We start from the raw sequence: 12,206 nt of genomic DNA on the forward strand, positions 1-12,206 counted from the left end.
GCGCTCTCGGACTTCCGGGGAAAACTTGGTTACCTTCTTGTTCATGGCTCCATTCTCTCAAGAGTTGGAGCCTCCACAAAACCCGGGGCGGTTCAGATTCTGGCGAGCGGAACAACAGATAAGGAAGGCCGCACTCAGCGAATCAGGACTCGTGACAGGCGAGGTCTGCGATTCGACATCATTCGTTAGTTCGAAAAATCGCAATGGTCGACACGTAGAACCAGAATTTCAAATTCATGTGGAGAATGAGCGATGAAAGATTCCTCCGATTGGGTAACTGTTCATGATGCAGCAGTAACGAATACAGATCCCGAGTCTCTAGTTCGAGTGACTATCAATACCGCGCCGATATGTTCGAATATGACGAACCAGGAATTTCGGCAAACCATGATGAAGGTACGGGACGCAGCCGTCATACTGGTCAAAGAGCGAATCACGGCGGTTGCTAAATGGGATATTCCGGAAAAAAATCGGGCGATAACGTATTTTGGTCGTGCGGATGAGGAGATAAGAAGCACACTCGTGACTGGCTTGCCGCGGTTGCTCGCGGCTCTTCAGGAACTTGTACCAGAGAAGATCGTTCGTTGGGATGACTCGATGAACCGGAACCTGACGTGTTCGGTGGTGCCCGATAGCGGTCAGAACCGGGCTGGCGTATGCAAGCCAGATTCTGAAAAGCGCGTCATCGCCATTTACGGCGCTTTTTGCTCCGACTCCAACGGCGAGTTGTGGCACAGCGCGAAGGTTAAGACGATCATCCACGAATGCACCCACTATACGGACACCTTCAACTCGGACGATATTATGTATGGCAATACCGAGAGCGGAATGTACGCGTTTGCGATAAACAATGCGGACAAGGCAATCCGCAACGCCGATAGCATCGCTGGATATATTGCAACATTCGATAGAACCGTCGCAAAATGAAAAAACTATTTCTTTCGTTGAAATTGATCGCGTTTGTTTTTGTGGGATTGTCAATCTGTGCTTCAGCCATCGCATGCACGATCAATGAAACTCTGGAGACGCGCCTTCCCTTCAACTCAACCTCCCTCACAAACGACGACAGGCTGGCGATTGCAAATATTGTTCTCGAAGCGAAAAAGTGGCCCGATGTCGATATTCAGGCCGTCGTGATCGCGGGTGCGTATGTCGGCGAGAAGAACGCCGGGAAGTTGAAAAGAGAGCGCGGTGCAGTCGTGAGTGCCTATCTCGTCCAACTGGGCATCAAGCCGCAAAATGTGCTGATTGAACCAAAGACACTGACCGATCAAATGGTTAAGAACGAAGATGGCTCATTGAATCTCCATCAGATCGCGATTGAACTCGTACCGTTATGTCACGGCAGTTGCGAACGGCTGTGCAGCGATCCGCGCGTGACCCCGACGAGCCGCGCAATACGGTAGTTCAAGCGTTCGGCATCGGCGGCCCCGCCCCAACCCCCACTACGATAAAATCACGGGTTGCGCCTTCGAGGGCGTGCAGTCCATTCGGTCGATTGATTGATTCACCCGGCACGCCCGTCGCGGCGTTGCGTCAGATTACGGGGTCGAATCCCCGTACAGCGGCAACCTTGCAGCAACGTTGCCGCCGTCTTTTGTCAGCCATCCGTAAAGAATGGAACGGTCATCCGTCTGGGCGATGACCGCGCCCCGGGCTGTCCGTCCGGCCTTGAGAGACAGGCCAGAACACCCAGTCACACTAGCCAGAAAGAAATAGAGTTATATGGATTCGGATCCGCATCGCGTTTCAGGGAGCTCATCTCGCTCCGGGGACGAGCAGCCTTCTTTGCATCGCAGTCTCAAAGCCCGCCACCTCACCATGATCGCGATCGGCGGTTCGATCGGCACGGGTCTGTTCGTCGCCTCGGGCGCGTCGATCTCGCAGGCCGGTCCCGGCGGCGCGCTCGCCGCCTATCTGGTGATCGGCCTGATGGTCTATTTCCTGATGACGAGTCTGGGCGAGATGGCGGCCTTCATGCCCGTCTCCGGCTCGTTCGCAACCTATGGCGCGAAGTTCGTCGACGAGGGCTTCGGCTTCGCGCTCGGCTGGAACTATTGGTACAACTGGGCCGTGACGATTGCGGTCGAACTGGTGGCCTCGCAGCTGGTGATGGGCTACTGGTTCCCGCATGTGCCGGGCGTCTGGTGGAGCGCAGGCTTTCTCGCCATCATGTTCCTGCTCAACGCGCTGTCCGTGCGCGGTTTCGGCGAGGCGGAATACTGGTTCTCGTTGATCAAGGTCGTGACCGTGGTGGCGTTCATCGGCGTGGGGCTGTTCATGATCGTCGGCGTGATGAAGGGCGGCGCGGATCACGTCTGGGGCACCTTCACCTCGGAAGGCGGGCCGTTCGTGGGCGGTCTGCCCGCGTTGCTGGGCGTCACCATGATCGCGGGCTTCTCGTTCCAGGGCACCGAGCTGATCGGCGTCGCGGCCGGTGAGTCGGAAAATCCCGGCAAGACGATTCCGCGCGCGGTGCGTCAGGTGTTCTGGCGCATTCTGCTGTTCTACGTCCTCGCGATCATCGTGATCGGCCTGCTGATTCCGCATACCGATCCGAACCTGCTCAAGTCCGATGTCACCGATATCGGCGTGAGCCCCTTCACGCTGGTGTTCCGTCGCGCGGGTCTGGCCTTGTCGGCGGGCGTGATGAACGCGGTGATCCTGACGGCGGTGCTCTCGGCGGGCAACTCGGGCATGTATGCGTCCACCCGTATGCTCTACAACCTCGCCGTCGAGGGCCGCGCGCCCAAGGTCTTCGCGAAGCTGTCGTCGAGCGGCGTGCCGCGCAATGCGCTGTACGCCACCACGGCGGTGGGTGCGCTGTGCTTCCTGTCGTCGATGTACGGCGACAAGACCGTCTACATGTGGCTGCTCAATACCTCGGGCATGACCGGCTTTATCGCGTGGCTGGGCATTGCGGTGAGCCATTACCGCTTCCGTAAGGGCTTTGTCGCGCAAGGGCATTCGTTCGCGCAACTGCCGTATCGCTCGAAGTGGTTCCCCATTGGCCCGATCTTCGCGTTCGTGGTCTGCCTCGTCATCATGCTGGGCCAGGACTATCAGGCCTTCACGTCAAGCAAGATCGACTGGGCGAGCGTGGTCGCCACCTATATCGGCATTCCGCTGTTCGCGCTGATGTGGCTGGGTTATCGCATCGTCAAGCGGACGCGTTTCATCCGCTACGACGAGATGGAAATCGGCCCGCTGACGGGGCAAACGAACGCAGCGCCGAAGGCCGCGCGCGTTGTAGCGGAACACGAAGCGTAAGCCGCTTCGACCGCAAAGTAAAAAGCCATTCCGGTGCAAACCGGAATGGCTTTTTTAATGCCGGGCTAACAGTGTTCTAACTCACGCCGCCATCGCCACTTTCGAAGCCGAAAGCAGCACCGGAATCGACTTCGAAGTGGGCGTGCCCGCACCATCCGCGATCGACGAAAGCGGCACCAGCGGATTCGTTTCCGGATAGTAAGCGCCGAGGCAACCGCGCGGAATGTCGTACTCCACCAGCAGGAAGTCCTCCACGTGGCGCTCCACGCCGTCGTCCCAGACGCTCGTGATGTCCACGCGCTGGCCCGCCTCGAAGCCGAGCATCGCCAGGTCGTCCCTGTTCGCGAACAGCACGCGGCGCTGGCCATACACGCCGCGATAGCGGTCGTCCAGGCCGTAGATCGTCGTGTTGTACTGGTCGTGCGAGCGCGTGGTCATCAGCGTCATCAACTGCTGGCCGTGTTCGGCGCGCGCGCGGTGGATCGGCGTGTCGAGTGCGATGGCATGCACCTTGAACTGCGCCTTGCCGCTTGGCGTCTTCCAGATGCGCTCGCGCGAGGCGACGCCCAGGTGGAAGCCGCCCGGCTGCTTGATGCGTTCGTTGTAGTTCTGGAAGCCGTCGAACACCTTTTCGATGCCGTCGCGAATCTTCGCGTAATCGGCGGCCAGATCGAGCCAGTCCACTTTTTCGCTGCCGAGCGTGGCGTGCGCCATGCGCGCAACAATCGCGATTTCCGACAGCAGGTTCTGCGAGGCCGGGCGATTCATGCCGTACGAGATGTGCACCATGCTCATCGAATCCTCGACGGTCACGCCTTGCGGCACGCCGTTTTGCAGGTCGATTTCGGTGCGGCCAAGCGTCGGCAGGATCAGAGCGTCTTTGCCGTGAATCAGGTGGCTGCGGTTGAGCTTGGTGGTCACATGCACGGTAAGCGCGCACGAACGCATGGCTTCGAAGGTGCGCGGCGTATCCGGCGTGGCGATGGCGAAGTTGCCGCCCAGGCCGATAAACACCTTCACGCGCCCGTCAAGCATCGCGTGGATCGATTCGACCACGTCGTAGCCATGCTCGCGCGGCGGCTCGAAATCGTAGGCCTGGCCCAGGCGGTCGAGGAAGGCCTGGGTGGGCTTTTCCTCGATGCCGACCGTGCGATCGCCCTGCACGTTCGAGTGGCCGCGCACCGGGCACAGACCCGCGCCGCGCCGGCCGATATTGCCGCGCATCATCATCAGGTTCGAGAGCAACTGGATCGTTGCCACCGAATTCTTGTGCTGCGTGATGCCCATGCCCCACGTCGAGATCACGGCACTGCCGTTCACGTAGATATCGGCGAGCTTGAGGATTTCCTCGATCGGCACGCCCGCTTCGGCGACGATCGTGTCCCATGATTCGGCGCGCAGATCGGCGGCGAAGGCGTCGAAACCGACCGTGTGTTCAGCGATGAAGTCGACGTCGAGAATACGTTGGGTGCCTTGCACCACGGCTTGATCGTCGAGTTCGAGCGTGCGCTTGGCCACGCCCTTGATGAGCGCGAAGTCGCCGCCGATGCGCGGGCGGATGAACACCGAACTGATCTGCACGCCCTTGGGCGAGAGCATGTCGAGCGTGTGCTGCGGGCTCGCGAAGCGTTCCAGGCCGCGCTCCTTGAGCGGGTTGATCGACACGATGGTCGCGCCGCGCCTGGCGCATTCGCGCAATTCGCCCAGCATGCGCGGGTGATTGGTCGCGGGATTCTGGCCGAAGATGAAGATCGTATCCGCGTGTTCGAAGTCGTCGAGCGTGACGGTGCCCTTGCCGATGCCGACCGTGCCCGGCAAGCCGCGGCTGGTGGCTTCGTGGCACATGTTCGAGCAGTCGGGGAAGTTGTTGGTGCCGTACATGCGCACGAACAGCTGGTACAGGAACGCGGCTTCGTTGCTGGCGCGGCCCGAGGTGTAGAAGGCGGCGCGGTTCGGATCGTCGAGCGCCTTGAGATGCTTTGCGATCAACGCGAAGGCGGCGTCCCATTCGATCGGCACGTAGCGGTCCTGCTTCGAGTCGTAGACCATCGGATCGGTCAGGCGGCCGTGCTGCTCCAGCTCGTAATCCGATTGCGCCATCAGGTCGGTGACGGTGTATTGCTCGAAGAACGCGGGCGTCACGCGCTTGCTGGTGGCTTCCGCCGCCACGGCTTTCACGCCGTTTTCGCAGAATTCGAAGGTGGACGCGTGTTCGCGATCCGGCCAGGCGCAGCCCGGGCAGTCGAAGCCGTCCGGCTGATTCTGCTTGAGCAGCGTGCGGTAGTTGGCGCCCGAGACCTTTTCCTTGATGAGATTGATGGCGACCTGTTTGAGTGCGCCCCAACCGGCGGCGGGATGATGGTACGGCTCGATGCGGGCTTCGGGCTTCTTCATGATGCGCTGGCTTCGGATCTGCTTTGGAGGGAGGTGGGCGGACTGCCCAATGTCGTGAGACTACTGTGTGCCTGTGTACCTGGTGAGCACAGAAAATCGAAAAAGCAAGGGATACAGTTGCGACGATTTGACATAGACTGGCGAGATCGCCTCTGTGCCTGCCTTGCCGACATGAACGTTCCGCCGTCCGCGCCTTCATCCGCGCTTTCGTCCGCCTCTGCGCCGTCTTTGGCGCCCCGTTACGAACAGCTCGCCGACGAGATCGAAGCCGCCGTGCGGCGCGGCGTGTTCGGGCCCGGCGAGCGCATTCCTTCGGTGCGGCGCGCGAGCGGGCAGCACGGCGTGAGCATCAAGACCGTGCTGCATGCCTATGCGCTGCTGGAGAGCCGGGGCGTGATCGAGTCGCGGCCGCAGTCGGGCTTTTTCGTCAAGGCGCGGCCGAAGGTGCACGGTGCGCAATCCGCGCAGAAAGCGCGCCGCGCCGGCGCGGCCGTCGCGCCGAAGGCCGCCGCCAAAGCCGCGCCGGCCGCCGCACCCGCGCCCGTGGACGTGAGCCGCCTGGTGCTCTCGACGCTGCGCAGCATCGGCGCGCAGGATGCCGTGCCGCTCGGCTCGCCCTATCCCGACCCCGCGCTTTATCCGTGGCGGCGCGTGAACCAGTACGCGAACGCCATCGCGCGGCGTCACGCGAGCTGGAACCTGATCGACGATCTGCCGCCTGGCAATCCCGAACTGATCCGCCAGATCGCGCGCCGTTACGCGGAAAACGGCACCACCATCGATCCCGATGAAATCGTCATCACCGTGGGCGCGACCGAGGCCATCAATCTGAGCCTTCAGGCCGTGGCCAAACCCGGCGATACGGTCGCCGTGGAGTCGCCCACCTACTACGCCATGCTGCACGCCATCGAGCGTCTGGGCATGCGCGCGATCGAGGTGAGCACGCATCCGCAGACCGGCATCGATCTGGACGCGCTCGAACGGGTGCTCAAGCGTCAGAAGGTGGCGGCCTGCATGGTGATGCCGAACTTTCAGAATCCGCTGGGCTTCCAGATGCCCGACGACCACAAGGCGCGGCTCGTCGCGCTGGCGGCCAGGCACGATCTGCCGGTGATCGAGAACGATGTCTATCAGGAGCTGTATTTCGGGCAGACGCGGCCTGTGTCGCTCAAGCAGTTCGACACGCGCGGGCTGGTGCTGCACTGCGCGTCGTTCTCGAAGAGTCTTTCGGCTTCGTACCGCATCGGCTGGGCGCTGCCGGGCCGCTATCGCGCGCAGGTCGAAAAACTCAAGTTTCTCAACACGCTGACCACGCCTTCGGTGCCGCAAGTGGCGCTCGCCGACTACCTTCGCCACGATGGCTACGACCGCCATCTGCGCCGGCTGCGGCGTTTTTACCGCCAACAGGCGCGGCTCATGCGTGCGATGATCGAGCGTTTCTTTCCGGCCGGCACGCGTACTTCCGATCCGCAGGGCGGTTACGTGCTGTGGGTGGAACTGCCGCCGCGCGTCGATTCGATGCGGCTTTATCAGGCCGCGCTCGCGCAGGGCATCACCATCGGGCCGGGGTATATGTTTTCGATGCGCAACGACTTTCACCACTACATTCGCCTGAACTATAGCTATCCGTGGACGGCGCAGACCGAGACGGCGTTGAAGACGCTCGGCGAGCTGATTGCGAAGATGGCGTGAGGAGACCCACGATGCACGACGAACAGGCTAACAACGATATCGATGGCGACGATGGCGACGGCGGCGGCATCGACCCGACGCTGGTCGCCATCCTCGAACAGCTCTGGCGCGCGCACCGCGAAACGCCCGATCGCGAATGGTCGCTCGCGAAGCTCTCCAAGCAGGCCGGCGTACCGATGAGCGGGCTGCGCCGCCATCTGACCGCGCTGGTGGACAGCGGCCTCGTGGTGACCACGCTGTCCGAGGACGGCACGGGCCGCGCGAGCCTGTCCGACGACGGCCGCACTTTCTGCGCCGAAGTGTTCGGCGACGCCGCGCCGTAAATTCGCGGGCTTGCAGAGCGAGGGTTTGAGCAGACTCGCGTGTCTGGCCTTAAGCTACGTCATCGTTTCACTCGTCAAACGTCATGGACTATATCGACAGCCTGCGGATCTTCCGTTCCGTCGTCGAAGCGCGCAGCTTCACGCGCGCCGCGGACATGCACGGCCTTGCTACGCCCGTCGTCTCGCGGGCGATCGCGCGGCTCGAAAAGCGTCTGGGCAGCCGCCTGTTTCATCGGACCACGCGCGCCGTTTCGCTGACAGAAGCCGCCGAGCGCTTCTATGACGGCTGTTGCCGCGTGCTCGACGATCTCGACGCGCTGGAGGCAGGCGCGACCGAACAGACCCGCGAGGCCAACGGCGTGCTGCGCATCGTCGCGCACACCACGGCTACGGTGAACCGGCTGGTGCCGCTGATCTCCAGCTTCAAGCGCGCGCATCCGAAGGTGACGCTCGACGTGATGATGACCGAGCGTCCCGTCGATCTGGTCGCGGACGGCTACGATCTTGGCCTCGTGCTGCCGTTCATGCTCAACACCGACACCACGGTGACCAAACTGCTCGAACGCATTCCGCTCGCGCTCGTCACCACCCCCGCTTATCTGGCCGCGACGTCCACGCCGAAACATCCCGCCGATCTGGCCTCACATGTGTTCGTGCCGATGCCGCCTTCACTGCGCAAGCCCACGCTCACGTTCCGCGTCGACGGCGAGGACGTGACCGTGCCGCTCAAGTACGAAATCGCCTCCAATAATCCCGCGTTCAACCGCGAGATGGTGCTGGAAGGTTTCGGCATCGGCATTCTTCCGCAGGGCCTCGTGCAAACGGAACTGGAGCAAGGCCGCCTTGTGACGCTGCTCGACGATTTTCCGATGAGCGACATGCAGATCGAAATTCGCCTGGCCTATACCTCGCGCACGCTGCTGCCTGCCAAGGTGCGCGCGTTCATCGACCATGCGACCGCGTTTTTTGGCGGCGTGGTGCATCCCGTGCAGAAAGTGGATTGAAAGTTTCAGGGGCGTAAAGCAAGGGATTGTTCTCCGCGCGGACATAAAGTGATGCCGCGCGCGGCGGTTGTGACGGAACGCACTGCCGTCTAATCTGTGCGTATGCACACATACGCCGATTCCCTCGTCGATTCATTACCGGATGCGCCGGTTCAGGGCGCCGAGCCCGCGCCGTTTCCGGAGCATGACGACTGTTTCGCCGTGCGCCAGGCGGCCCGCCATCTCTCGCAGCTTTACGAGCGGCACCTGAGCGCGGCGGGCGTCACGCCCACGCAGTTCAGCATTCTGGGCGCGCTGGGCGCGGCGGCAGTGGCGGTGGCGGGCGGCGAGGCATCGCTGACGATGGTGCAGTTGTCCCGCACGATGGTGATGGAGCGTACGACGCTGGTGCGCGCGCTGCGTCCGCTGCTGCGCGGCGCGCTGGTGGAAGATCTGGCGGCGGCGAGCGATTGCCGCCGCCGGCGTCTGGCGCTCACCCAGGCAGGCCGCGAAAGGCTGCTTGAGGCCAACGTGCACTGGCGTGCCGCGCAGGACGAATTCGAGCGCCGTTTCGGGCCGCGACGGGCGGCCTGGTTGCGGCGCGAACTGCTGCGCATCACGCGCGCGGTGTGAATCGAACCGTTTGTTTTGTCATTGAGTCGGGCCGCTTCAATCGTAAGGCGGCAATTTTTTAATCTTCGTAGTGCATATACACAGGTGAGCGACATGTCGAGTCCTTCCACTCCTGCCTCGGGCGCCTCGGCTCCCGCCCCGCGCGAACGCGCCGGCCTGCCCTGGATGCGTCTCGCACTGGGCGCAGTGGCGCTGGTGCTCGCGGTGGCGGGCAGCTACTGGTTCTTCGTGCTGCGCTTCGTGCAAAGCACCGACGACGCCTACGTTGGCGGCAACGTTACCTTGATGGCGCCGCGCGTGAGCGGCTTCGTATCCGAAATCGACGTGCAGGACAACCAGCGTGTGAAAGCGGGCCAACTGCTGATGCGGCTGGATTCGCGCGACTACGACGCCCGACTCGCCCAGGCCGATGCCGATCTGGCGAGCGCCCGCGCCGCCGTGACGCAACTCGAAGCGCAGCGCACCTTGCAGGCAGCGGTCATCAATCAGCATCAGGCCGAAGTGCGCTCCTCGAATGCCGAACTCACGCGCAGCGCCCAGGACCAGACGCGTTACCGGGCGCTGGTGAAAGACGACGCCGTGTCGAACCAGCTGGTCGAACGCGCCGACGCCGATTTCGCCAAGGCGCAGGCCTCGGTGGCCCAGAGCGGCGCAACGGTGGTGGCGTCGCAGCGTCAGCTCGACGTGCTGGCCGCGCAGATCGCCGACGCCCAGGCGCGCGTGGGCACGGCAGAAGCGGCACGCCGCCTCGCCGCGCTCAACGTCGAATACACCACCATCCGCTCGCCCGTCGATGGATTCATCGGCAACCGCACGGCGCGTGTGGGCATGCTCGCGAACGTCGGCTCGCCGCTCCTGACCGTGGTGCCCGCGAGCGATCTCTGGGTGGACGCCAACTTCAAGGAAGACCAGTTGAAGAAGATGCGCGCGGGAGACCGTGCCGACATCGAACTGGACGCCGCGAGCGGCACGCTGCACGGCACGGTGGAGAGCCTTGCGCCCGCCACCGGCGCGACCTTCAGCGTGCTGCCGCCCGAGAACGCCACGGGCAACTTCACCAAGATCGTGCAGCGCGTGCCGGTGCGTATTCACGTGAACGTGCCGCAGGGCATGGAAGGCGTGCTGCGCCCCGGCCTCTCGGCGACGGTGAAGGTGCATCTGGGCGAGCAGGGCGATGGCGGCCAGCCCGTCGCTGCCGCCTCGAACTGAACCACAGGCCAGACGCTATGAACGCCCCGACCTCCGCCGCCGAAGTCACCGCAGCACCCCCAGCGCCCGCGGCCCCTTCGGCCCCTTCAGCACCGCTCGCGCCGCATCTCCAGCCCATCGGCCAGCGCGCCTTTGCCTTCGCGCTGATGTGTATTGGCTTTTTCATGGCGACGCTCGATATCCAGATCGTGGCGTCGTCGCTGCGCGATATCGGCGGTGGACTGTCCGCGAGTCAGGACGAGCTTTCCTGGGTGCAGACCGCCTATCTGATCGCCGAAATCATGGTGATTCCGATGTCGGGCTGGCTCTCGAAAGTGCTCTCGACGCGCTGGCTGTTCGTGGCGTCGGCGGTCGGCTTCACGATCACGAGCATGCTGTGCGGCCTCGCCTGGGATATCCACTCGATGATCGTGTTTCGCGCGCTGCAAGGCGCACTGGGCGCGGCGATGATCCCCACCGTGTTCACCACCGCGTTCGTGCTGTTTCCCGGCAAACAGCGCATCGTTGCGTCGACCACGATCGGCGCGCTCGCGTCGCTCGCGCCCACGCTCGGCCCCGTGATAGGCGGCTGGATCACCGATCAATGGTCGTGGCACTGGCTGTTCTATCTGAACCTCGCGCCCGGCATCGCGGTGGCCGCGCTGGTGCCCAGATACGTGCATATCGACGAACCCGATCTCTCGCTCGTCAAGCGCGGCGACTATATCGGCATTGTGCTGATGTGCGCCTTTCTCGGTTGCCTCGAATACGTGCTGGAAGAAGGGCCGCGCAAGAACTGGTTCGGCGACGACGCCATCGTGGCCTGTGCCTGGATCGCGGCGATCAGCGGCTTTCTGTTCATCGTGCATGCGCTCACCGCGAAGGACCCGATCGTCGATCTGCGTGCGCTCACGGTACGCAACTTCGGCATCGGCAGCGTGCTGTCGTTCGTGACGGGCATCGGCATCTTCGTGGCGGTGTTTCTCACGCCGCTCTTTCTCGCCGAAGTGCGCGGCTTCAGTTCCTTGCAGATCGGTTTGTCGCTGCTTTCGGTGGGCGTGTTCCAGTTGCTCGCGCTGGGCGTCTATGCCTACGCAACGCGGTATTTCAGCATGCGTGCGCTGCTGCTGTTCGGTCTCGTGTGCTTTGGTCTTGGCTGCTATCTGTATGTGCCGCTCACGCACGATTGGGGCTGGCAGCAATTCCTGCTGCCGCAGGCGCTGCGCGGCATCGGCCAGCAGTTCGCGGTGCCGCCCATCGTGACGATGTCGCTGGGTTCGCTGCCGCCTTCGCGCCTCAAATCGGCCAGCGGTCTGTTCAATCTGATGCGCAATCTGGGTGGCGCGATCGGCATTGCCGTGAGCGCGACCATGCTCAACGACCGCCTTAATTTTCACTATCTGCGTCTGAACGAGAGCGTCACGCATGGCGTGCCGCAAGTCGAAGGACTGCTGGCGGGGCGCACGGCGTACTGGCAGTCGGTGGCGGGCAATACGCTCGATGCGGCGCAAACCGGCATCGCGCAACTGCACGCGCTGGTATTGCGCGAAGCGCTGGTGATGACGTTCTCCGATACGTTTTTCGTGCTCTCGCTGTGCTTTGTGGTCGCGATCGTCAGTGTGCTGTTCTCGCGTCCCATCACGACCGCCGCGCCGCCGCCCGACGCGCATTGAGCCTGAATTGAGCCCGAGTTGAGCCCGAGTTGAGCCGGAATTTGAGTCTT

At 62.9% G+C, this 12,206-nt stretch carries 10 protein-coding genes; 9 read left to right on the plus strand and 1 reads right to left on the minus strand.

What is annotated here, in order from left to right:
- Positions 1-252 precede the first annotated feature (252 nt).
- The 3 genes from F4827_RS33400 to F4827_RS33410 all read left to right on the plus strand — a co-directional run bounded on the left by F4827_RS33400 (position 253) and on the right by F4827_RS33410 (position 3,270).
- On the plus strand, positions 253-927 hold the full coding sequence (locus tag F4827_RS33400; protein ID WP_183733089.1) for a M35 family metallo-endopeptidase: 675 nt from the start codon (positions 253-255) through the stop codon (positions 925-927).
- Positions 924-1,406 carry a hypothetical protein gene (locus F4827_RS33405; RefSeq protein WP_183733092.1) on the plus strand — a complete coding sequence of 161 codons (483 nt, stop codon included), beginning with the start codon at positions 924-926 and terminating at the stop codon, positions 1,404-1,406. The genes F4827_RS33400 and F4827_RS33405 overlap by 4 nt, the downstream gene beginning before the upstream one ends.
- Before the next feature lie 319 nt (positions 1,407-1,725).
- Positions 1,726-3,270 (plus strand): amino acid permease, encoded by a 1,545-nt coding sequence (locus F4827_RS33410; protein WP_183733095.1) that lies wholly within the window; start codon positions 1,726-1,728, stop codon positions 3,268-3,270.
- 81 nt (positions 3,271-3,351) lie between these two features.
- Here F4827_RS33410 and F4827_RS33415 read toward each other — a convergent pair whose 3' ends face one another.
- Positions 3,352-5,664 (minus strand): FdhF/YdeP family oxidoreductase, encoded by a 2,313-nt coding sequence (locus F4827_RS33415; protein WP_183733097.1) that lies wholly within the window; start codon positions 5,662-5,664, stop codon positions 3,352-3,354.
- Positions 5,665-5,892: 228 nt separating this feature from the next.
- On the opposite strand from F4827_RS33415, the gene F4827_RS33420 reads away from it, so the two are divergent.
- The 6 genes from F4827_RS33420 (at position 5,893) to F4827_RS33445 (ending at position 12,156) form a co-directional block, all read left to right on the plus strand.
- Positions 5,893-7,356: a PLP-dependent aminotransferase family protein gene (locus F4827_RS33420; RefSeq protein WP_260175545.1), complete on the plus strand. Its 1,464-nt coding sequence runs from the start codon at positions 5,893-5,895 to the stop codon at positions 7,354-7,356.
- Between the two features lie 11 nt (positions 7,357-7,367).
- Positions 7,368-7,679 (plus strand): helix-turn-helix domain-containing protein, encoded by a 312-nt coding sequence (locus F4827_RS33425; protein WP_183733103.1) that lies wholly within the window; start codon positions 7,368-7,370, stop codon positions 7,677-7,679.
- A gap of 83 nt (positions 7,680-7,762) precedes the next feature.
- A complete protein-coding gene (locus tag F4827_RS33430) occupies positions 7,763-8,683 on the plus strand; it encodes a LysR family transcriptional regulator (protein ID WP_183733106.1) in 921 nt (306 codons plus the stop codon).
- Positions 8,684-8,785: 102 nt separating this feature from the next.
- Complete coding sequence (locus F4827_RS33435) at positions 8,786-9,295, plus strand: MarR family winged helix-turn-helix transcriptional regulator (RefSeq protein ID WP_260175546.1); 510 nt, start codon at positions 8,786-8,788, stop codon at positions 9,293-9,295.
- Positions 9,296-9,388: 93 nt separating this feature from the next.
- Positions 9,389-10,504, plus strand: coding sequence for an HlyD family secretion protein (locus F4827_RS33440; protein ID WP_183733109.1), 1,116 nt, complete (start codon positions 9,389-9,391; stop codon positions 10,502-10,504).
- 17 nt (positions 10,505-10,521) lie between these two features.
- Positions 10,522-12,156, plus strand: coding sequence for a DHA2 family efflux MFS transporter permease subunit (locus tag F4827_RS33445; protein ID WP_183733111.1), 1,635 nt, complete (start codon positions 10,522-10,524; stop codon positions 12,154-12,156).
- The last annotated feature ends 50 nt before the right edge of the window (positions 12,157-12,206 follow it).

Source organism: Paraburkholderia bannensis (genome assembly GCF_014200455.1).
Classification (GTDB): Bacteria; Pseudomonadota; Gammaproteobacteria; order Burkholderiales; family Burkholderiaceae; genus Paraburkholderia; species Paraburkholderia bannensis_A.